This window comes from Collimonas sp., from assembly GCF_035566555.1.
In the GTDB taxonomy this organism is placed as follows: domain Bacteria; phylum Pseudomonadota; class Gammaproteobacteria; order Burkholderiales; family Burkholderiaceae_D; genus Collimonas.
Window position 1 is genome coordinate 1 of the sequence record NZ_DATMRB010000095.1, and the last position, 21,212, is coordinate 21,212.

Genomic DNA, 21,212 nt, shown 5'->3' on the forward strand with positions numbered 1-21,212 from the left:
TGCCGATGGCGTCGCAAGTCGACCGCCGCACCGTCGGCGCCAGGCTTGCGGCGACGCTGGAGTGGGACGATGCGCTGAGCCTGGTCACCGGTGTGGACATGCAACACAACGCGCACCGTGCGCGCAGCGGCATGGGCATCAATACTTACGCGCGAAATCCGTGGAACAAGGATGCCGCTTTCAGCAATATAGGCGCGTTTGGCGAGGCGACCTGGTCCGTGGCGCCGCGGCAGCGGCTCATCAGCGGCGTGCGCATCGATTATGCGACGGCGAAAGATGAGCGCAGCACGCTGGGGCAGGGCATGATGGCGGTGCCTAACCCTACTGTCAATACAGAACGGCGGGTGACCTTGCCGAGCGGCTTTGCCCGCTATGAATACGATTTGCCATCGAAGGCCGTAACTCTGTACGCCGGACTGGGCCATGCCGAGCGCTTCCCTGACTATTGGGAACTGTTTTCGCCAAACTTGGCGCCGGCGGGGGCAAGCAATGCCTTTGCCGGCGTACGCCCGGAAAAAACCACGCAGCTGGATCTCGGCGCGCAATACAAAGGCGGGGCATGGCAGGCCTGGGCATCGGCTTATCTTGGCGTGGTCGACGATTACATCCTGTTTTCGTATTTGTCCGGCCCCATGGGTGGGAAGTCGCAGGCGAATAATGTCGATGCGCAGATCATGGGAGGCGAGCTTGGCGCGTCCTATGATTTTGCCTCGCATTGGAAGCTGGAAAGTTCGCTGGCCTATGCCTGGGGCCGCAACCGTAGCGATGGCAAGGCCTTGCCGCAGATGCCGCCGCTTGATACCCGGTTTTCCTTGAGTTACAACAACGGCCGCTGGTCAGTCGGCGCGCTATGGCGCCTGGTTTCCGCGCAAAAACGGATTGCGCTCAATGACGGCAATGTCGTCGGCAAGGATTTCGGTCCGACGGCGGGCTTTGGCGTATTTTCGATGAATGGCGCTTATGCGTTTTCCAAATCGGTGCAGCTCATTGCCGGCGTCGATAATGTGTTCAACAAGGCTTATGCGGAACACCTCAACTTGGCAGGCAATACCGGCTTTGGCTATGCCGCCAATACGCCAATCAATGACCAGGGACGCAGCGCCTGGCTGAAGCTGGCAGTGAAATATTGATGCCGGAAGAAAAAAGATCCGCAGCACTGAAATGCCGCGGATCTTTTTTGAGAGGGGGGAGATTACGCGGTTTTATTAGTCGACAGATCCCAGCCGCCGGAAGTGTTGCCGCCGGAGCCGCCGCCGATTTTTTGCTGGGTGTACTTCCATTTCACCTTGGAGTACTTCAGGCTGACTGTTTCGCTCAGTACGTCGCCTTCGGTGACGGATGGCGTGACATCGGAGATCAGCAGGTTCGACAGTTCGATTTCAAAGTACTTGATGCGGTCGCCCTTGCCGTCGGCGCGCAGGAATTCAAACTTGGCGCTGTCGATGGTCTTGCCGGACGAGCAGTTCTGCAGCAGCAAAGGGGTGGCCAGGTCGGCGATCTTGGTGAGCACGATGTCCTTGTGCTCGCAGCGCTCGGCTGTGTGGCCGCCGCCGGTCGATGCGGTAGCCGACTTAGGCTGCAGCACTTCCCACTGTACCGATTTGCACTCGATCCAGTCTTTGTGTGCGCTGTCGGTCGATTCGCCCTTGATGCCGTTGATTTGCAGGTATACGTCGATTGCCATGGTATTGCTCCCTTATTGAGGTTAGGACTTAAGTGATGCTGGCCGTGCCGCCGCCAGACGAGTTAAAACAGAATGTTCTGTCTGATCGAAATCAAGAACAGGACAACATTTCACTCACCAAATATGACTGCCGGGACTCTTGTATGACGGCGCCAGATTAAGTGTTTGATTCACATGTGCAAGTCTGACTCTATCTCAGCTTGGCATGCCCAATTGCAAACAATTGTATCGTTTGGGCAATTAATTAGTTTCTATCGTGCAACTATCGCATCAATTCCGGCAGATGTCCAATAAATCCCGTCAGGCCGCACCGGGTAAATGGTATTTTTGCCACAAATTTACAGGAAGGATGTTTTTATTGCAATCATTTCAACGCCATAATAAGAAATGCCTGCCAAACGCACTGACTTACATCAGAAATTGAAAAGACAGAGGCACGATGAGCCGTTGCCGCCGGATAGCAGGGTAGTGACCTGACCGCCGGGCGTCGCCTTGCGCAGCAGGTTATTGCCGGTGTCGGCAATATACATATTGTTGGCAGCGTCGCTGGCGATGCCCTTGGGCTGGTTGAAACTGGCCTTGTTGCCGCTGCCGTCCGCGGCGCCGGCAGTGCCGGCATTGCCGGCGAGAGTGCTGACGACGCCGGAAGCGGAGGCGCTGCGCAGCAGCTGGTTGCCGCTGTCCACTATACGGATATTGCCCGAGCTGTCGACGACGATGCCGTTCGGCTGATTGAAGCTGGCGCGCTGGCCGCTGCCATCGCTGCTGCCGCTGTTGCCGGCAGTGCCGGCCAGCGTGCTGACGACGCCGGCCTGGGTCAGTTTGCGGATCGTGTTGTTGCCGGTGTCGGCGACATACAGATTCGCCAGGCTATCGATGGCGATGCCCTGCGGCAGGTTGAAGCTGGCGCTGCTGCCGCTGCCATCCTGGCTGCCGATGCTGCCGGCAGTGCCCGCCAGCGTAGTGACCACGCCCGTCGGACTGACTTTGCGCACGGTATCGTTGCCGGTGTCGGCAACATACAGGTTGCCGGCTGAATCAAGCACCACGCCCCAAGGCTGATTGAAGCGGGCATTGCCGCCGCTGCCGTCGGCCTGGCCGCTTTGTCCGGGACTGCCGGCCAGGGTCGAGACGGCGCCGGCTGCGCTCACTTTGCGGATGGTGTTGTTCTGGGTATCTGCAACATACAGGTTGCCGGCAGTATCGAGCGCGATGCCGCCGGGCTGGTTGAACAACGCATTCTGGGCGTTGCCGTCCGTGCTGCCGGCATTGCCGGCGCTTCCGGCGATGGTGGTGGCGACGCCGGCGGCGGTGATTTTGCGGATAGTGTTGTTGCCGGTGTCGCTGACAAACAGGTTGCCGCCGGCATCGACTGCAATTCCGCTTGGCTGGTTGAAACGCACGCTATTGCCGCTGCCGTCGCTGCTGCCGGCGCTGGTATTGCTATTGCTGGCGTTATCGCATGAAGTAGTCTGGCTGTTCTTGCAGCAGCCGGCCAGCATCAGGCCAAGCAGGCAAAGGGAAAATCCGGCGGGCAGTTTTTGTAGTCGCATGTAGGTAGATTTCAGTTGGGGTCGGCCGAAGCAGGCAAGTGTGAATCGGATGTTCGTGTGTCAAGATTGCTCAAATTTAACATGATTTAGCAGCCGTATATCTTGCGTCCGTTAATCCATTGATAGCGGCCGCCGCGCGGTCCGGTGCGACAGGCCGCGTCTGTGTCCGTCCCGTGGCGAAAACGCCAGGGTGCGACAGGATGCGGGTCCGACCATAATCCTGCTTTTGCGTTGCGGGCGGCGGTTTCAAGCATTTTCAGATGGCTGCCGGCTCGTGCAGCGGCCCAGGCCATGCCGCGTTCCACCTGGGCCCGGCCGGCGTCAATCCCATCGCAGCGCAGCGTTGCCACGGTGCGTCCGAAATGGTCGATTGCCTTGGCATCGTAGCGGGCATCCTTGCCCCAGCATAGCTGGTACAGTGACTGCCTGGACTTCTGGCCGAAGGCTTGCTTTATTTCCGGCGCATCGATGCCGGCGAGGCGCAGCTTGATGCGTTTGCGGCCTGCCTGCAGCGTCAGGCTGTCGCCGTCGGCTATGTAGAGCACCTTGTGCGCGTGCGCGGCCGGCGGCGCGCACAGCAGCGCGAATAGTAGGGCGGTGGCGCGGAGGGTTTTCATGTGGACGGCGGCGGTCATTGACGTGGTGGCGGCCGGTTATCCCGGCAGGCTGAGTTTACAGGAGCATGGCAATGAAAAATGTAAGAGGTATCGTATTCGATCTCTACGGCACGCTTTACGATGTGCATTCGGTAGCGGCGCCATGCGACCGTTATCACCCGGGCCGGGGCCGCGAGATGAGCGCCCTGTGGCGGCAAAAGCAGCTGGAATACACCTGGCTGCGCAGCCTGATGGGGGCGTATGTCGATTTCGAACAGGTCACGCATGACGCCTTGGTGTTTGCGTCGCGTCACTTGAAACTGCCGCTGGACCAGGCCGCCTGCTCAGCGCTGTGCCTGGAGTATCTTAAGATCCAGCCTTTCCCCGAGGTGCCGGCCGCGCTGGCCAGGCTGCAGGCGATGGCGATACCGCTTGCAATTCTCTCCAACGGTTCAGCCAACTCGATCCGCAGCGTGGTTGCGGCGTCACAGCTGGAACATCGTTTCGCCCACCTGATCAGCGCCGACAGCGTGCAGATCTTCAAACCGCACGACAGCGTCTACCGCTTGGCTGAACAGCAGATGCAGCGTCACCGTTCCGAATTGCTGTTTGTTTCTTCCAACGCCTGGGATGCATCGGGAGCGCGCCATTTCGGCTATCCAGTGTGCTGGATCAACCGCGCAGGGAATGCCTTCGACGAGCTGGGCCAGTCTCCTGATCACATCGTCCAAGGACTGGAAGAGCTGGCGGACTGGATTGAAGTTTAGTGTCGTGTCCTGCCTCATCTGTCGGCATCTCGCTGGTCCTTGACCCGTATCGCGTCGTTGCGCCCCGCTATATCTCCTCGGCGCGCCTACCGCTATGGGCCAAGGCCGGCGACTGGCGCCGGCATCAAGCTTGCCTGCCTACAGTTTTCCTTTCTCGAAACCTGATTGTTACCTGAAGTCTTGGCGACAAGGTTAACGGCGCGCGCGGCAATCCATTTGTCGTGAATTGTCAGAGCCATGTCAAATTTCATCCTGTCTGCGTATCTCTCACGGAATCTGTGTAAGGATCGCTTTGGGTAACACGACGGGCTTTTGTCCGTCCGCGTTGCCTGCAGCGGGAGCGCGGCCGGCCGTGTTCCTGCAACTCTCCTGTCACGCAGATTGACGAGCAAACCTGTCGGGTACAAAGCCTGATCCTCCCTGTTCGCGCCAACGCCAGGAGCTGCCTGCGCCTGCCGGCGCGGCGGGTTCGTATTTTCGAGTTCGATGACGCATTTCCGGTGACTGCCAACCTGGACCAACCATGCCGATTTTTTTACCGGATTGCTGGAGATGAAAAAATAGAAAGCCCAAAAAACCATGTTTTTACGACAGAGAATCTGCCAGACCATCTTTCGCAGCCGTCAAGAATCGATTTCAATTTGCATGATCCGCATGTTGCTTCTTCATCAATTGCCTAACGCCCTCATTCCTATCTGTTCCATTATCCATTCCAGGACGAAATTGTTTTTTTCTGGAAATTGCGTTCCGGGCCGTCGATAACTGACGTATTTCAAGGAAGGCTTGTCGTGGCGTTTTCCCATGCGCAGCTGATGTGATTTTGAAAAACATGCCCATCTTTTCCCGCTGTTTTTCTTGCGCGACAAAGGGAAAACCGCAGCCGGTAAAAAGACCTGGAATGCGTTTTCTAATTGATACGATGAAGGAAAACGGATGTTTGATCTGGCTTCGAATACCAAGCTTGCGCCCCTGGACGCGCAACTTCCGGTCAATGTTTATTTCGATGAAGCGCTGCTGAAGCGTGAAATCGAGCAATTGTTCTTCCGTGGCCCACGCTATGTCGGCCACGAACTGATGGTGCCCAAGGTCGGCGATTACGCCACGCTGGCACATGAGAACGAGGGCCGCATGCTGGTGCGTAATGCGCGGGGCATCGAACTGATGTCCAACGTTTGCCGCCATCGCCAGGCCAAGATGCTGGACGGCCGCGGCAGCGTCGGCAATATCGTTTGCCCGCTGCATCGCTGGACCTACGACCTGAAGGGCGAACTGACCGGCGCACCGCATTTCGACGCCACCCCGGCCTGCATCAGTTTGTCCAGCGCGCCGCTGCAAAGTTGGGGCGGCTTGCTATTCGAGCAGAACGGCTTCAGCGTCGCGGAAAAATTGGCACAGCTGGAGCCGATCAAGGAATTCGATTTCAGCGGTTACCAGTTCGACCATCTCACTGTCCATGAATGCGACTATAACTGGAAAACCTTCATCGAGGTCTACATGGAGGACTACCACGTCGATGCCTGCCATCCCGGGCTCGGCAGCTTTGTCCGCTGCGATCAGCTGGAGTGGCGGCTGGGCAAGGATTGCGCCGTGCAGACAGTGGGCTTCAACCGGCGGCAGGGAAAGTCGGGTTCGCTGCCCTACATGAAATGGCAAGAGCTGGCCCTTCAATCGGATCACGGCGAGACACCGAAGTACGGCGCGGTCTGGCTGGCCTTGTATCCGAATGTCACGGTGGAGTGCTACCCACACATGCTGGTGATTTCAACCCTGTGGTCGCGCGGGCCGCAAAAGACCACCAACGTGATCGAGTTCTACTTCCCAGAGGAAATCGCGCTGTTCGAGCCGGATGCAGTGGCGGCGATGCGAGCGGCCTATATGGAAACCGCCGCCGAAGACGATGAAGTGGCGCGGCGCATGGATGCCGGGCGGCGCGTCCTGCGCGGACTTGGCGCCAATGACAGCGGACCGTACCAGTCGCCGATGGAGGACGGAACGCGGCATTTCCACGAGTGGTACCGCAGCCAGTAGGACATTGGGACGCTGTCAGCGCCGTCGCCGGAAAATTTTATTGAAAACCATCACAGGAGTGAAAAATGATTCTTAGAGATGAACAATGGGAAAAACTGGAACCGCTGCTGCTTGGCAGAGAGGGCGATCCAGGTATGCAGGCGCGCGACAACAGGCTGTTCATCGAAGCGGTATTCTGGTATGTCGGCGTGCGCAGGTGGCGTAACCTGCCGCCCGAATTTGGCAAGTGGAACACGGCATACATGCGCTTTCGGCGCTGGAACCTGTGCGGCATCTGGCATCGCCTGAAGGCAGAAGTGAAGGACGATCCCGAACTGCTGGCGCATTTCGAAAAGATCGTTGCTCACGCCGATCACGTCCGGCTGCGCGCAGCACAGAAAGCGAACCGGAGGAGCGCGCGGCAGGCATACAGCTGGCCCGCGCTGAAGAGCGGCAGCGAAATTGAAGCCGCTTCGGACTGGCTGCGGCTGGTGATGGGGCCTACGCGGCAAAGGACCATCAGCAAATGAGAAGAGGCGCATGCACGGCGCAGCGGAGCCGATTTCCGTGCGCATCCTGAGGGACAGGCGCCGCGGCCTGCGGTGCACTAGCGCAACAGGCGCTCGCGCTTTTGTTCTTCATCAAAAAACAGGCGCGACGGCTTGATCAGGTCGCTGCGGCTGATGATGCCGATCAGGCGCCGGCTGTGCAGATCGGTGACTACCGGCAGCCGTTCCAGATGGTGAGTCGCCATGCGCGCTGCCGCGATGCGGCAGGTTTCGGAAGGCAGTGCAACCAAGGCCGCGGATTGCTCCAGGTATGCAGGATTGAACAATGTCGCCAGCGCATTACTGCCATCGGCTTGCGGACTGAAGCTGCTGCGTTCGACCATGCCCAGCAAACCATATTCGATATCGACCACCGGATAGCAGCGATGCACCTGTTGCGGACCGAAGTACTGCGCCAAGGTTTCGGCGATGGTCAGGTAGGCCGGAATGGCCGTTACCGTATGGCTCATGACTTCATCCACATGCTGACGTTCGAGCGGATCGACGCCGTACTCGCGGTAGATGTGGTAGCCGCGGCGGGCGATCTTTTCGGTCATGATGGATCGCCGCATGGTCAGTACGGTAAAGCCGTAGGCGACGCCGGTGGTAAGCAGCAGCGGCAGCAGGGCATTGGTGTCGTGGGTCAGGCCGAAGGCGAACACGGCGGCGGTCAGCGGCGCGCCGAGCACGCCGGCCAGCACTGCAGCCATGCATACCAGCGGCCACAGATGGGCGTCGCCGCCCGGCAGCCAGGGCGCCAGCACCGTGCCGAGACCGGCGCCGATGATCAGCAGCGGCGCCAGGACGCCGCCGGAGGTGCCGGAACCGAGCGCGATGACCCAGATCACCGCTTTCACCAGCAGCAGGCTCAAGGCCGCCTGCATCAGCAGGTTGCCGTTCAACAGATCGCCGATGACATCATAGCCGACGCCCAGCGCGCGCGGTTCGAAATAGCCGCCTATGCCGACTGCGATGCCGCCTAGCGCCGGCCACCACATCCAGTGCAGCGGCAGCTTGCCGAACAGGTCTTCGACCCGGTACAAGGCGCTCGACATCAGGGCCGACAAGGCGCCGCCGAGGATACCGGCAAGCACGCAGGAGAACAGGGCGCTCAGACCGATCGTCCCGGTTTGCAAGGGAAACAGCGGGCCGGCCTCAAGCAGCAGCGGACGGGTGAAGCCGGCCACGGCGCAGGCGACGATCACCGGCAGCAGGCTGCGCGGGCGCAGCTCAAACAGCAGTAATTCCACCGCCAGCAGCACCGCCGCCACCGGCGTGCCGAACACCGCGGTCATGCCGGCCGTGGCGCCGGCCACCAGCAAGGTCTTGCGCTCCGCCGCCGTCAAATGGAATAGTTGCGCGATCAGCGAGCCGATGGCGCCGCCGGTCATGATGATCGGTCCTTCGGCGCCAAACGGGCCGCCGCTGCCGATCACGATGCCGGAGGAGAGCGGCTTGAGCACGGCGACCTTGGCTGACATCTTGCTCTTGCCGAACAGGATGGCTTCGATCGCTTCCGGAATGCCGTGGCCGCGGATTTTTTCCGAGCCGAAGCGGGCGATCAGGCCGACGACCAGGCCGCCCAGCACCGGCAGCAGGATCACCCACAAGCCCAGATGATTGCCCGCCGGCGAACGCACCGCGAAAGAGAGCGACTGATAAAAGAACAGGTTGGTGAACAGCCGGATCAGGTTCAGCAGGGCATATGCCGCCAGCGTGCCGCAGCCGCCGATGACGACGGCGATCAGGGAAATCCGCAGCAGCCGGGTATCGGCGGCGAAATCGCGCTTGTGATGGTGGTGTGCAGTGGCCGCCATGGCTAGTCCTGGGTATTGATGGTAGGGATGCGGAAAATATCGCTCAGGGTATTCAGCTCGGCATGGTGCAGTTCGGCCAGTTTGGCCAGGCAGCGCTCGCCGTCGGGCAGCAGATGGATGTTGACCTGGCGGCGGTCGGTGTCGCTGCTGCGGCGCTGCACCAGCTGCAGTTTTTCGCAGCGTGAAACCAGGGCGACCACGCTGTGATGCTGCGATTGCAGGCGCTCGGCCAGTTCGCCGATGCTGGCCCAGTTGCGGCCGGGCGATCCTTTGACGTGCAGTAGCAATAAGTACTGCTGCGGCGTCACGCCTTCGGCTTGCGCAGCTTCTTCGCTGAAGCGCAAGAACTTGCGCAACTGATAACGGAACGAGGACAAGGCCTCGAAGTCTTGTTTGGATAGGGATGTGCTTGGCATCTGCTGTTGAGGATCCGGTTGATGGATGATAAGGTGAGGCGAGCAAATATATCATAATACGATATATATTTCCAAGCCGCCGGTGCGTTGGGGGTGTTGCCATACGGTAAATGCAGGGCAATAATGGGCCTCTCTCTTTTCCCTGGAAAAGCCCATGAGCCTGGAACGTAAGCCGGCCGAGGATGTCTCGATATTGCAGTTTGAAGACAAGAAGGCCTGGGCCGCATGGCTGAAGAAAAAACACGGCAAGTCCCCCGGCGTCTGGCTGCGCTTTGCCAAGAAGCATGCCGAATCGCGCTCCGTGACGCATCCGGAAGCGCTGGAGCTGGCTTTGTGCTACGGCTGGATAGACGGCCAGAAGAAAAGCGACGACGCGCAATTCTGGCTGCAGCGCTTCACGCCGCGATCGGCGCGCAGCATCTGGTCAAAGATCAATCGCGACAAGGCGCTGGCGCTGATCGCCTCAGGCCAGATGCAGGCGCCCGGACTGCAGGAAGTCGAACGGGCAAAAACCGATGGCCGCTGGGAAGTCGCCTACGATTCGGCCCGCACCGCGGCGATCCCGGACGATCTGCAGGAGGCGTTCGACGCCAACCCCGCGGCGCAGGCATTCTTTGCCACGCTTGACGCCCAGAACCGCTATGCGGTCCTGTTCCGGGTCCAGACCGCGAAGAAGGCCGAAACCCGCGTCAAGCGGATTGCGGCCTTCACCCAAATGCTGAGCGAGCACAAGAAGCTGCACCCTTGACGACGGCTTCAGGAAACGATCACGGTGCCGGTCATGCTTTCGTGGCCGGAGCCGCAGAAGACGTCGCAGTGAAAAGGAAATTCACCGCTCTTGTCAGGCGTGAAGCGCAGGCGTGAAGTGGCGCCGGGAAGAATGTCGGTGCGAACCGCAAAGTCCGGCAGGTTGAAACCCATGACGACATCCAGCGTGGTGAACTCGAGCGTCACCGGCTGGTTTTTCTTCAGGCGGATCTCGCCCGGCGTGAAGTCGAATTTCTTGGCGACGATCTTGATCACCCGTTCCGGCGTTTGCGCCAGCACCAGCCGCGTGGCCACGGCCAGACCGCCGGCAGCCGCGCCGGCCAGCAGCAGGCGTCGTTTGTTATGGATATCCATGGTCAGCCTTTCAGTACCGGCAGTTCAGTCAGCTGGTAATCCATCGGCTTGGCCGCTTGCGCTGCCACTTGCCGATATCCCAGGCCGCGGTACGGATAGGCGTCGTCCCACGGCAGCGGTGTGCGTTTGGGTTGCGAACCGGGCGCCGGCAGCGGGAAAATCAGCGACTTCGCGGCATGATGGGCGATATGGCCAGTCATGTGGTGATGTTCCTGATGGATGTGGCCGTAGAACACGGTGACGTTGGCATGCGCCTGCAGCAGTTCGACCGCCTTGGCGCCGTCGCGCGTGGCCCAGTCCCATTGCGGATAGAGGTCAAACAAGGGGCGGTGCGTGAAGACCACGATGCGGGCTTGCGGCGGCAGCTGCCGCAATTCATCGGCCAGCCACGCCAGCTGGGTCTCGCCGATGGCGCCAGTGGGGTCGGAGACATTGTCGATGACGATGAAATTGACGCCTTTGTGGGCGAAGCTGTAGTGGGTCTTGCCGAAAAATTCCTGGTAGGCTTCACCGTGGTCCAGCGAAGCATCGTGCTCGCCAGGCATGAAGTGCACATTCTTTACCTTCAGTTCGGCCGCGATGTCCTTGAACTCGCGCATACGCTGGCGGCGTTCCTGCGGATCGTCGGTAGTATGCGTCAGGTCGCCGGTGAAGACGATAAAATCCGGCACCTGCTCCAGGCTGTTGACCGCCGCCACTGCCTTTTTCAGGGTGCCGCGGGCGTCCGGATTGGGTGCGCCCTCGAAGCCCCAGTGCGTATCGGACAGCTGGATGAAAAAGAAGTCTTCGTTCGCCCCCCCTGGCAGGGCGGCAGCGCTGGACCAGCCGCTCAGGCCGGATACATAGATGGCGCCGCCTAATCCCGCCAGCCGCAGAAAGCTGCGGCGGTTGATGGCATGGGCGCCGGCATGGGCTTGTTTCATGATCCCTCCGTGGTTATCGCGATCACTTGATCGACAAAACCCCATACCGGTGTACCCTGTTATTTATTCCCGTTTTTATCGACGTTTCTTTTTTTTGTTTTATTCGTCTTTTCGGGAATATATTCTTCATATCGGCGGTCTAGTGCTACATGAACCCTGGAAACGCGTGAATGAGCGACTCGATAAAAAAGAAGCGATTCCAAACTGTCGTGCTGCCACACCTGAACTCTGCGTTCAACCTGGCGTGCTGGCTGACCCACAACCACCAGGACGCGGAGGATGTGGTGCAAGAGGCTTATCTGCGTGCTTTCAGGTTTTTCGACGGCTTCCACGGCGAAGACGGCCGCGCCTGGCTGCTGACGATTGTGCGCAATACCTTTTACAGCTGGTATCAGGAGCGCCAGAAGCTGCGCCAGGAGACCGCGTTTGACGAACAATTGCATCATGCCGGAACCGGCGACAGCATCGGCCAGATGCCGACCGACAATAATCCAGAGGCGCTGTTGATCAGCAAGGACAGCGAACGGCAGCTGCAACAGGCGCTGCAAGCCTTGCCGCTGGAGTTCCGCGAGGTGATGGTGATGCGCGAACTGGAAGAGCTATCGTATAAGCAGATCGCCGGCATTGTCGGCATCCCCATCGGCACCGTCATGTCGCGTCTCGGGCGCGGCCGTAAATTGCTGGCGGCGATTCTGGCGCCGGATACCGCACCGCAGGAGCGATGATGGACCATCAGGAAGTACAAGAGCTGTTGCCCGCCTATGTCGACCAGGAGCTCGGCATCGTCGAGACGCTTGAGCTCCAGCGTCACCTGGAGGGCTGCGCCGATTGCCAGCGCGAGTATGCGGCGCAGCGTATCGTCAGTGCACGCTTCAAGAAGGAAGCTGCCTACTTCGATGCGCCGGCGCACCTGACGCAGCGCATCATGGCCGCCTTGCCGCAGGATGAAGCCAGCACCAGATTCTGGCAGCGCAGCTGGGGCATCAACTGGCGCAACGCCGGTGCGGCGCTGGCGGCGATGCTGGCGCTGGCCTGGAGCGTTGGCCTCTATCTCAATCTGCCTTCGGACCAGGATAAGCTGACCGATGAAGTGGTCGCCAGCCATGTGCGCTCGCTGCAGGTCGATCATCTGTCGGATGTGGTGTCGACCGACCAGCACACGGTCAAGCCGTGGTTCAACGGCAAGCTGAATTTTTCACCGCCGGTGGTCGATCTGGCGTCGCAGGGCTTTCCGCTGACCGGCGGCCGCCTCGATTATCTCGGCGGGCGGCCGGTCGCGGCGCTGGTCTACCGGCACGCACAGCATCCGATCAATTTGTACATATGGCCGACGACGGAGAGAGATGTGGCGCCGCAGTTGCAAAACCGGCAAGGCTATCATCTGGTGCGCTGGACCTGGGACGGTATGAGCTATTGGGCGGTGTCGGACCTGGCGGCCAGGGACCTGGAGCAGTTCGGCGGCATGGTGCGTTCGATGGTCAGGCAATGATGCAGCGCCGCATGCATCATTGAAGCGCAAAACAAAAGGCCCCGACATGATCGGGGCCTTTTGTTTTGTTGCGCTCTTTAGCATTTCCTGATGGGGATCTACAATTTAATAACATTTAGCTGTTTGACAGATGCCGTTTCGTCGACGAAAGTGAATGAGTCTGGAGCGGCAGTAGCGCGCGGAACCTTGTCTGCCTGTCCATAAGACATCGCCGCGCTGATAAAACACTGCCACTATTGACAGTTCATCAGGGAACTTCAAAAGCGTAATATCAATCTGACCAAGCGGACCGCTCCGGCGGTACCGACTTTGGCGTTCTTGCCGCAATACTGTACGTGTCTTTCCCGCACAGGGCCGCAGGACAAGTGTCGTTACCATTTCTTGCAATAAGGGGAAAACGGATACTTTTAACGATGCTAGGATGACTCATCCTTTCTTCAATATGAAACCAAGGAGATTGCAATGGTTAGGCTTCATGATGCAACCGTGATGTTTAAAGGACTGGCTTACGAGTTCGACAGTACCGCCGAAGCGGCGGAATTCAAAAAGAGTCTGGAAGCCGGCGGCGATCCCAAGCGCTGCGCCGATACTTACAAGTGCATCGATATCTATGCGACACCGGCCAAGCGTGAAGTAGAAGAAGCTTGAAGTAGCGAGTTGAGGATGGTGTTGTAGCAGCATGCATCAAACGCGTTTGAAATTTTTATCTTGTCAAGAATTTATGTTAGTTGAAGCACAGCGTGAGCATGGTAATTTCAGGTACTCGCTGAAAATCAATGCCCTTGCCAGCGGCAAATATGAAGTAGTGATCGCGATGATAGCGATATCAGGTCCCGACGGGGCCATCGAACTGGTCTTCAAACCGCCGATTGCGGCGCTAAGCGAGACCGAAGCACAATGTCTCGGCAGCGAATGGGCAAAAATCTGGATTGACTCGCAATCCTAGAACCGGCTCTCCGGCAGTACCTGTCTGCCGCTCACGCATCTTCCAGCAAGTCCTTTATACATCGCGCAGTCCTGTGCGCCATGTGCCGACACGGTTTCATGCTACGATTTCCATCGTCGCGGGCGCGGGCTGCCCGATGCGGCCGGCGCTTCTATCACATCATCCACAGGAGTAACCATGCAGCTCATAGGTATGCTTGACTCACCGTATGTCCGTCGCGTCGCGATTTCCCTGCAACTGCTTGGCATCCCCTTCGAGCATCAATCGGTTTCGGTATTCAGCACTTTTGAACAGTTCCGCCAGATTAATCCGGTGGTCAAGGCGCCGACGCTGGTGTGCGACGACGGCGGATTGCTGATGGATTCTTCCCTGATCCTGGAGTATGCCGAAGCGCTGGCGGCCCCCGGTAAAAGCCTGATGCCGACGGCGATCGGCGAACGCCTGCATGCCTTGCGGATTATCGGCCTGGCCTTGGCGGCGTGCGAGAAAAGCATACAGATCGTCTACGAGCACAACTTGCGGCCGCCGGAAAAGCAGCATGCGCCGTGGCTGGATCGAGTCCAGGGGCAGCTGTTCGCGGCCTATCAGGCGCTGGAGCTTGAATTGCGCAAACAGCCGCTGGAAGTGAGCAGCCGGACCATCAACCAGGCAGGGCTGACGACCGCCGTAGCCTGGAGTTTCACGCAGATGATGTTGCCGGAAATCGTCGTCGCCTCGGACTATCCGGTGCTGCAGGCGTTTTCAGAGAAGGCAGAGCAGCTGGCTGAATTCATCGCCGCACCGCCGGTTTAAGCGTGGATTGCCGCTCGTGCCGGCCGCAGGGCCTCATTGCGGATGGGCGGCGCCGTGCATGCCGCCGGTATCGTCGCACCAGCTTGGACGGGCGTCGCGATCGTTGCAGTCCAGATGCGGGTAGGCGCAGCCGGCCAGCAATGAAACGAGGACAAACATGCCTAGTGCTGTTTTCATGAAAACCACCTGTCGGCCTGGTTTTAATTCATCAAGCGGCACTGCCGCAGCTCACACTTGTACAGTTGTTGCTGGCCATCCTGGCAGCTGATCTGATACGTCTCTACCGCGCTGGTCTTGGCGATCAGGGTGGCGCTGGCGGCCGGCGCGCAAGCGTTGCGGCGCGCCATGCGTTCCACTACTTCGGATAATTCTCCGCGTTTCGCTGCCGTGCTTGCGCTTGTTTGCGGCACGTCGATCACCTGTTCCGATGGGCTCAGCGATTCCGACAGTGATACCGGTGCAGGTGCTGAGGGGGTGCTGCGCGGCGGTGGCGTATAGCTGCGCACATTGGGCTGCATCATGTCGCAGCCGGCGAGGAGAAGGGTGGTGGCGAGAATTAGAAATGGACCTGTCAATGGACGTTTCATGCGTCTCCCGATAAAAATGCAGTTCGTTGAAATTAAGCTATCGAGGTTAAATGTATCATCTTTTGGTCCCGGTTTTAAGTTTAGCCTGCGTTGCAGGAAATGGAAGCCCGGCGTCAATCGGATCAGGTCGATAGCAACGCCGCGCTGCGCGCTGCGCGGCTGCCGTCAAGCGTGTGCGCAAGCGGCTTGCGCCGGGCTCTCGATATAGCGCCAGGCCAGCAGCGCGGCGCCGGCGTAAGCCAGGCTGATGGCGCCAAAGACGAGCGGCAGGCGGTGGTCCCAGCTGGCAGCGGCATGCAGGATGCTGCCGGCGACAGCGACGCCGACCAGGGCGCCGATTTGGCGGTTGGCGTTCAGGGCCGCGGCGGCGCTGTTGGCATGGCTGCGTCCGGCTAATTGCATCATGGTGGCGGTGATGGCCGGCGACGCAATGCCGACGCTCCAATTGGCGATGGCGACTGCCAGCGCAAACAACGGATAGGGCGTGTCGAGCCGCATGCGGGTCAGCAGCGCAGCAGACAAGGCGGCCAGCAGCAAGCCCCCCAGGATCGGGGCGCGCGCGCCCCAACGCGCGGTAATCCGTCCCGACATCAAGTTGCTGACGGCGAATATCGCCATCATCGGTAACAGCTGCAAGCCAGCCTGCAAGGCGCCGGCGCCGCGCGCCTGCTGCAAGAACAAGCTCAGCAGGAAAAGCTGGCCGTAGGTGCTGAAGTTGATCAGGAAGCCGATCGTATTGGCGGCGGCAAAGCGCGGCGTGGCGAACAATGCGCGCGGCAGCAACGGTTCCGCGCCGCGCCGTTCGCGCCGCACCAATAGTGCAATGGCGATTGCCGTCAGCGCCGCAGCCGCCAGGATAGGCGCGGAAGTCCAGCCAAGCCCCGGACCTTCGATCAAGGTAAAGCTCAGGCCGGCGAGTGCCGTGACGCCAAGCGCGTGACTGGCGGCGGGTAATGGCCGCCATTGCCTGGGAGTGGCCGGAATCACCGTCTGCGCCAGCAGCAGCCCCAGCAAGCCAAGCGGAACGTTGATCAGGAACACGCTGCGCCAGCCGAAACTGTCGACCAGCATGCCGCCGACCAGCGGGCCGGTGGCCGCCGCCACCGCGACAATCGCCGACCACGAGCCCAGCATGCGGGCACGGACGCGGTCGTCCTCATAGGCGTGGGTAAGCAAGCTGAGCGAACTGGGCATGAACAGGGCCGAGCCGACGCCTTGCAGCATGCGGGCGGCGATCAGGGTATGGCCGTCGGGCGCGGCGCCGCACAGCAGGGAGCCGAGCATGAACACTGCCAGCCCGCTCAGGTACATGGTCTTGGCGCCGTAACGGTCGGCCAGTGCGCCGCCGATCAGAAGCAGGGCGCCAAAGGTCAGGGTGTAGCCGTCCACCACCCATACCAGGCCGCTCAACGGCGCCGACAGAGCATGGGAAATCGCGGGCAAGGCGACATTGACGGCGGTTACGTCCAGCATCGCCATCACGAAGCCGATGGCCAGCGTCAGCAACGGCAGCAAACCGCCGGGCGTCACGGGGCTGGCGATTGGGGTGTGGTATTGCGCTGACATGATCAGTTTCTCCTGTAATGCGGCAATGCCGCTAAGCATGACTCTATGGTAGCCTGCTCTTGCGATGTAATAAATCAGCATAATCTCATTGGTGTGATGCAAAAATGCATCACGTGCAGCCATGAGAGACTTATGGATGGGAGGATTTATGGATTGGGACAACGCCCGGATTTTCCTCGGCATTTACCGCGCCGGCACTCTGCGCGGCGCGGCGGCGTTGCTGCAGGTGGACCAGGCCACCGCTGGCCGCCGTCTGAGCAGCATGGAGCAGGCGCTGGGGGCGCGCCTGTTTTTGCGCACCCCCAGCGGTTATGTGCCGACGCCGGCTGGCGAACTGGCGTTTGCCGCAGCCGAGCGGATGGAACATGCCGCCGACCAGCTGCAGCGGCAGATGCTGGGCATCGACGATCGCTTGAGCGGCGTAGTGCGATTGGCCGCGAGCGATACCACGGGCAAGCATTTCCTGATGACCGCCATGCGGCGCCTGCACGCCTTGCATCCGGATGTCCGCGTGGTGCTGAGTACCTCTACCCAGGTGTCGAATCTGACCCGGCGCGAAGCGGATCTGGCGGTGCGCACTGTGCGGCCCGGCAATCCGGATCTGATTGCACGCCATCTGAGGCGTCTGGAAGTCGGTTTGTATGCCGCCGATAGCTATTTGCAACTGCGCGGCGAACCCCAGCCCGGCACGGCGTTGGCCGGGCATGACCTGGTGGTTTATCAGCAAGGCACGGCGTCTTACCAGGGCGATGCTCTGTGCGGCGAAGCTATCGGCAATGCCAGGATAGCGATGGAGGTCAACTCAGGACTGATGCTGATCGAAGCCGTGTGCGCCGGCTTAGGCATAGGCGAGCTGCCGACCCACATGGCTGACCGCGACCCACGGCTGGTGCGGATCTGGCCGCAGCGCAGCGAGGGGTATGACGCCTGGCTGGTGCTGCATGGCGACTTGAACCGTACGGCGCGGGTACGCGCGGTAGCCGATGCCATCATCGAAGCCTACGGCGGCGCTTGAGGCAGTCATTTTTTAGGCGGCAGGGTGGGCACGCCTTTGTAATCCGTACCGCGTGGGTACAAAGGCGTGCCCACCCTACACCTAAATATTTTTACGGCCATGGAAAAGTCTGATGAATCAGAATTTCAATGCATTGAGATAGCCGGTCAGCTCCAGGTAGCCGCGTCCGGCGTGTTGGCCATTGCGGTTGAGCGTCACCGCGCCTTCCCAATACACCGATCCGGTCGACAGGCGCGAGTCGAGTTCCTGGTCGTCTTGCAAGGGCGCCAGCGACCACTCGATGGCGCCGGTATGCAGCACCTGCTGCACCGGATAACTGGCGTCGGTGCGCGGCGAACGCCAGCTGAGCAGAGGCTGGAAGCTGACTTGTTCGGACCTGAACTGGGTAACCTTGCCGCCGGCGTCGCGCAAGGCGGCGTGCGCCCACAGCTTGCTGCCGTCGCGGTGGCGGATCTGGAAAGCCATCAAGGCTGAACCGTCGTCGAGGTTGGCGCCCAGCCAGTCCCAGCCGACGGCATCGGCGGCCAGCACGCTGGTCGACCATTCGTGATCCAGCCAGGCGCTGCCGCTGACTGCCTGGGACCGGCCGGCGCGGCTTACCTTGCCGTTTACACGCAGCTGCGGTTCGCTATAGTAGTAACTGGCTTGCGCAGCCAGCGGTCCTTTACGCGAATAGCCGCCGTCGCCTTGCAGCAAGGGTGGCTGGGTTGGCGTCAGGCTGATTTCCAGCGTGAAGTCGCGCGCCGCGACGCTGGCCAGATAGCGGCCGTCGGCCAGGCGCTGCAGGCGCCAGTCATCCAGGGCGACGTCGGTATTGCCCTCTTTGGCATAGGCCAGGCCGAAGCCGGCGCGCGCGCTTTTCTGATCGTGCAGCAGTTTGCCCAGGCCGGGATCGGACAGCGCTGCGTGAGCGATGATCAGTTGGCTAGGCGCAAAGGCGCTGGGATTGGCGCGGTCGTTGCCGGTAGCGGAGCGGAAAAAAGTAATCTGGAAGCCGAGCGGCTTGCCGTCAGGCAGGGTGAGCCAGCCCGTGGCATACCACCATTCGGTACGAAAGTCGGGATGTGCTCCGGTGTCTTGCGGCAGCGTCAGCTGCTTGTCAGGAAGCACTTGTGCAAACTCGGGTGAGGCGGCGAATGATGGAAGTATCCACGACATCAGGATGCATACAAGGCAGCCGGCCAGCCGCCTGAAGATTTTCTGCTGCATCACCAGTCCTCCCGCACCGCTTGCAATACATCGATAGAGACCGCGCGCAGGCCCGCCAGCAAAGCGGTGGCGCCGGCGGAAACCAGCAACAGCAGCGCCACCAGGGCCAGGCCGAACCAGGGCATGTGCAGATCCATGGTCCAGTGGAACGATTGCGGATTGACGATGAACACCAGGATCAGGCTGATCACCCAGCCGAGCAGGAAACCGACCGCCATGCCCAGCGCCGTCAGCAAGCCGCCCTCCAGCGCCAGCATGGCAAGGATCTGGCGGCGGCTGACGCCGACATGGCGCAGCATGCCGAATTCCCTGGCGCGCGCCAGCGTCTGCGCCGAAAACGTCGCGGCGACGCCAAACAGGCCGATCACGATGGCGACGATTTCCAGCAGGTAGGTGATGGCGAAGCTGCGGTCGAAAATCTTCAAGGTGGTGGCGCGGATTTCTCCCGGCTGCGAGAATTCCAGCGCCGCGCCGAACGGCAGCTTGCGCAGCGCCGCAATCACTGTCTCAGGATCGACGCCGCGTTGCAGGCTGAGGGCGGCGTCGGTGACGTCCGTGTCGCCGCTCAGGCGCTGGTAGTCCGCCAGACGCAACTGGATCGCGCCCGACTGCCGCGCATAGTCGCGCCAGATGCCGGCCACCACCACCGGCTGGCTGTGGCCGGCCATCGCCAGCATGAGATGCTGGCCGAGGCGGTAGCGGTAGATGTCGACCATGGCTTCCGAGGCCCATACCGGCGTCTGCCCGGCGGCAATCGCTGCGGCGACCTGCGCCGCCGGCAGCTGCGGGCCGACCAGGGGCAAGCTGTGGCCGGGATCAGCGGCATCGATGCCGCGCGCGATCAGTATCACCGGCGGCCGCGCCGGGTCCAGCGTCAGCGGCGCGGTGCGCAGGAAGTCGGCCCGCGCCACGCCGGCCGCCGTTGCCAGCTGGCGCTGTTCGGCCAAGCGCATGGCGCCGGTTTCGCCGCCGCCGGCGGAACGTACGTACAGGTCTGCCGACAACAGTTGCTGCATCCAGTCGTCGACCGAGACGCGAAAGCTCGACACCATGATGGCCATCGCCACGATCAGGCTGAAGCTGGACAGCACGCCGCCTAGCGCGATCGCTGCCTGTCCCGGAACATTGGCCAGGCGCGCCAGCACCAGCGTGAGGACGACGCCGATGCGGCGCCCCAGGCTGAATCTCTGCAATGCGGAAAACGCCAGCGCTGCCAGCCGCGGCATCAGGGTGATGCCGCCGATCAGCAGCAGCGCCACAGCCAGGTAGCCAAACAGCGGCAAGCCGAACAGCGGCGGCAAGCGCGTCAGCAGAGCGCCCAGCAGCAGGCAGGTGAGCGCAGGCCACGGTGTCGCCAGCCGCGTCAGCGCACTTTCCTCGCTGCCGGATTTGAGCGCCGTTGCCGGCTTCGCCCTGGCCGCTTCCAGCGCCGGCGCCAGACTGCCGAGCAAGGCGATGCCGCTGCCCAAGGCAAAGAACAGCAGCGCGGCTGGCAGGTCAAAGCGGACCGTGGCTTGCACGCCGCGGAAATAGCCGCCGCCAAGGTCGCCGCCAAGGAAATGCAGGGCAGCGGCGGCCAGGCCATATCCCAGCGCCAGTCCCAGCAAGGCGCCCAGGCAGCCGAGCAAGCCGCCTTCCAGCAGCACTTGACGCAACAGCTGGGAGCGGCGCAAGCCGATCACCCGCAGCAGGGCAAATTGCGGACGCCGCCGGATCACCGACAGCGCCTGCGTCGAGAACACCAGGAAGGCGCCGGTAAACAGCGCCACGAGCGCCAATACATTGAGGTTGATGCGATAGGCGCGCGACATATTATCGTTGCGGCTGTCCTGGTCCTGGCTCTCGGTCACGTGCAGGCCGGCCGGCAGTTGCTTGCCGAGCTGTTCCCTGAAGGCGGCGCGGTTGACGCCGGGCTGCAGCTTGAGATCGATATGCGACAGTTTGCCGATACGGTCGAAGCGCCACTGCGCCGCGCCGATATCCATCACCGCCAGCCGCTGTCCGGCGCGCGCGCTTGCCAGGCCGCCGGCCACGCGCAGATGCACCAGGCCGGTGCCGTTGCGCAGCGCCAGCTGGCCGCCGGGCTGCACATGCAGCCACTCTTGCGCCGCCGTCGACAGGAAAATGGCGTCGTCGGCAAGGGTGTCGAAGGGCTGTTGCGGCGCCGGCACGCCG

At 61.1% G+C, this 21,212-nt stretch carries 23 protein-coding genes; 11 read left to right on the forward strand and 12 right to left on the reverse strand.

The window, feature by feature from the left end:
* The coding region (locus VNZ65_RS12120; RefSeq protein WP_325669282.1) for a TonB-dependent receptor domain-containing protein at nucleotides 1-1,130 on the forward strand (1,130 nt) is incomplete at its 5' end.
* 62 nt (nucleotides 1,131-1,192) lie between these two features.
* Here the strand turns inward: VNZ65_RS12120 and VNZ65_RS12125 are convergent.
* From VNZ65_RS12125 to VNZ65_RS12135, 3 genes are all read right to left on the reverse strand, one after another.
* Nucleotides 1,193-1,684 carry a type VI secretion system tube protein Hcp gene (locus tag VNZ65_RS12125; RefSeq protein ID WP_325669284.1) on the reverse strand — a complete coding sequence of 164 codons (492 nt, stop codon included), beginning with the start codon at nucleotides 1,682-1,684 and terminating at the stop codon, nucleotides 1,193-1,195.
* Nucleotides 1,685-2,097: 413 nt separating this feature from the next.
* The gene (locus VNZ65_RS12130; RefSeq protein WP_325669286.1) at nucleotides 2,098-3,237 is read right to left on the reverse strand and encodes an NHL repeat-containing protein; all 1,140 of its coding nucleotides are present in this window, start codon (nucleotides 3,235-3,237) and stop codon (nucleotides 2,098-2,100) included.
* An 86-nt stretch (nucleotides 3,238-3,323) separates the two neighbouring features.
* Nucleotides 3,324-3,872 (reverse strand): thermonuclease family protein, encoded by a 549-nt coding sequence (locus tag VNZ65_RS12135; protein ID WP_325669288.1) that lies wholly within the window; start codon nucleotides 3,870-3,872, stop codon nucleotides 3,324-3,326.
* A 53-nt stretch (nucleotides 3,873-3,925) separates the two neighbouring features.
* On the opposite strand from VNZ65_RS12135, the gene VNZ65_RS12140 reads away from it, so the two are divergent.
* The 3 genes from VNZ65_RS12140 to VNZ65_RS12150 all read left to right on the forward strand — a co-directional run bounded on the left by VNZ65_RS12140 (nucleotide 3,926) and on the right by VNZ65_RS12150 (nucleotide 7,137).
* Nucleotides 3,926-4,600, forward strand: a complete 675-nt coding sequence (locus tag VNZ65_RS12140) for a haloacid dehalogenase type II (RefSeq protein WP_325669290.1) — start codon at nucleotides 3,926-3,928, stop codon at nucleotides 4,598-4,600.
* Between the two features lie 933 nt (nucleotides 4,601-5,533).
* A complete protein-coding gene (locus VNZ65_RS12145) occupies nucleotides 5,534-6,628 on the forward strand; it encodes an aromatic ring-hydroxylating dioxygenase subunit alpha (protein WP_325669292.1) in 1,095 nt (364 codons plus the stop codon).
* Between the two features lie 65 nt (nucleotides 6,629-6,693).
* The gene (locus VNZ65_RS12150; RefSeq protein WP_325669294.1) at nucleotides 6,694-7,137 is read left to right on the forward strand and encodes a transposase; all 444 of its coding nucleotides are present in this window, start codon (nucleotides 6,694-6,696) and stop codon (nucleotides 7,135-7,137) included.
* 77 nt (nucleotides 7,138-7,214) lie between these two features.
* On the opposite strand, the gene VNZ65_RS12155 is transcribed toward VNZ65_RS12150, so the two are convergent.
* Nucleotides 7,215-8,972, reverse strand: coding sequence for a chloride channel protein (locus VNZ65_RS12155; RefSeq protein ID WP_325669296.1), 1,758 nt, complete (start codon nucleotides 8,970-8,972; stop codon nucleotides 7,215-7,217).
* A gap of 2 nt (nucleotides 8,973-8,974) precedes the next feature.
* Nucleotides 8,975-9,388 carry a MarR family winged helix-turn-helix transcriptional regulator gene (locus VNZ65_RS12160; protein WP_325669298.1) on the reverse strand — a complete coding sequence of 138 codons (414 nt, stop codon included), beginning with the start codon at nucleotides 9,386-9,388 and terminating at the stop codon, nucleotides 8,975-8,977.
* A 154-nt stretch (nucleotides 9,389-9,542) separates the two neighbouring features.
* Between VNZ65_RS12160 and VNZ65_RS12165 the strand changes: the two genes are divergently transcribed.
* Nucleotides 9,543-10,136: a YdeI/OmpD-associated family protein gene (locus VNZ65_RS12165; RefSeq protein ID WP_325669300.1), complete on the forward strand. Its 594-nt coding sequence runs from the start codon at nucleotides 9,543-9,545 to the stop codon at nucleotides 10,134-10,136.
* 8 nt (nucleotides 10,137-10,144) lie between these two features.
* Here the strand turns inward: VNZ65_RS12165 and VNZ65_RS12170 are convergent, their stop codons facing one another.
* Nucleotides 10,145-10,510, reverse strand: a complete 366-nt coding sequence (locus VNZ65_RS12170) for a cupredoxin domain-containing protein (RefSeq protein ID WP_325669302.1) — start codon at nucleotides 10,508-10,510, stop codon at nucleotides 10,145-10,147.
* Between the two features lie 2 nt (nucleotides 10,511-10,512).
* The gene (locus VNZ65_RS12175; RefSeq protein ID WP_325669303.1) at nucleotides 10,513-11,433 is read right to left on the reverse strand and encodes a metallophosphoesterase; all 921 of its coding nucleotides are present in this window, start codon (nucleotides 11,431-11,433) and stop codon (nucleotides 10,513-10,515) included.
* A 170-nt stretch (nucleotides 11,434-11,603) separates the two neighbouring features.
* Here VNZ65_RS12175 and VNZ65_RS12180 point away from each other — a divergent pair, with 170 nt between their 5' ends.
* From VNZ65_RS12180 to VNZ65_RS12200, 5 genes are all read left to right on the forward strand, one after another.
* Entirely contained in the window at nucleotides 11,604-12,158 is a 555-nt protein-coding gene (locus tag VNZ65_RS12180; protein ID WP_325669305.1) for a sigma-70 family RNA polymerase sigma factor, read from the forward strand.
* Nucleotides 12,155-12,922 carry an anti-sigma factor gene (locus VNZ65_RS12185; RefSeq protein WP_325669307.1) on the forward strand — a complete coding sequence of 256 codons (768 nt, stop codon included), beginning with the start codon at nucleotides 12,155-12,157 and terminating at the stop codon, nucleotides 12,920-12,922. Before VNZ65_RS12180 ends, VNZ65_RS12185 begins: the two co-directional genes overlap by 4 nt.
* A 462-nt stretch (nucleotides 12,923-13,384) precedes the next feature.
* Nucleotides 13,385-13,570, forward strand: a complete 186-nt coding sequence (locus VNZ65_RS12190) for a hypothetical protein (protein WP_325669309.1) — start codon at nucleotides 13,385-13,387, stop codon at nucleotides 13,568-13,570.
* A 31-nt stretch (nucleotides 13,571-13,601) separates the two neighbouring features.
* Nucleotides 13,602-13,868 carry a hypothetical protein gene (locus tag VNZ65_RS12195; RefSeq protein ID WP_325669311.1) on the forward strand — a complete coding sequence of 89 codons (267 nt, stop codon included), beginning with the start codon at nucleotides 13,602-13,604 and terminating at the stop codon, nucleotides 13,866-13,868.
* Between the two features lie 177 nt (nucleotides 13,869-14,045).
* Entirely contained in the window at nucleotides 14,046-14,660 is a 615-nt protein-coding gene (locus tag VNZ65_RS12200; protein ID WP_325669313.1) for a glutathione S-transferase, read from the forward strand.
* Between the two features lie 33 nt (nucleotides 14,661-14,693).
* Here VNZ65_RS12200 and VNZ65_RS12205 read toward each other — a convergent pair whose 3' ends face one another.
* The 3 genes from VNZ65_RS12205 to VNZ65_RS12215 form a co-directional block, all read right to left on the reverse strand.
* The gene (locus tag VNZ65_RS12205) at nucleotides 14,694-14,837 is read right to left on the reverse strand and encodes a hypothetical protein (RefSeq protein WP_325669315.1); all 144 of its coding nucleotides are present in this window, start codon (nucleotides 14,835-14,837) and stop codon (nucleotides 14,694-14,696) included.
* A gap of 23 nt (nucleotides 14,838-14,860) precedes the next feature.
* A complete protein-coding gene (locus VNZ65_RS12210) occupies nucleotides 14,861-15,247 on the reverse strand; it encodes a hypothetical protein (RefSeq protein ID WP_325669317.1) in 387 nt (128 codons plus the stop codon).
* 165 nt (nucleotides 15,248-15,412) lie between these two features.
* Nucleotides 15,413-16,813 carry an MFS transporter gene (locus VNZ65_RS12215; protein ID WP_325669319.1) on the reverse strand — a complete coding sequence of 467 codons (1,401 nt, stop codon included), beginning with the start codon at nucleotides 16,811-16,813 and terminating at the stop codon, nucleotides 15,413-15,415.
* Between the two features lie 148 nt (nucleotides 16,814-16,961).
* Between VNZ65_RS12215 and VNZ65_RS12220 the strand changes: the two genes are divergently transcribed.
* Nucleotides 16,962-17,828 carry a LysR family transcriptional regulator gene (locus VNZ65_RS12220; RefSeq protein ID WP_325669320.1) on the forward strand — a complete coding sequence of 289 codons (867 nt, stop codon included), beginning with the start codon at nucleotides 16,962-16,964 and terminating at the stop codon, nucleotides 17,826-17,828.
* 117 nt (nucleotides 17,829-17,945) lie between these two features.
* Here VNZ65_RS12220 and VNZ65_RS12225 read toward each other — a convergent pair whose 3' ends face one another.
* A complete protein-coding gene (locus tag VNZ65_RS12225; protein ID WP_325669323.1) occupies nucleotides 17,946-19,037 on the reverse strand; it encodes a carotenoid 1,2-hydratase in 1,092 nt (363 codons plus the stop codon).
* Nucleotides 19,037-21,212, reverse strand: a 2,176-nt coding sequence (locus tag VNZ65_RS12230; RefSeq protein ID WP_325669325.1) for an ABC transporter permease, incomplete at its 5' end; no start/stop codon positions are given. The genes VNZ65_RS12230 and VNZ65_RS12225, both read right to left, overlap by 1 nt.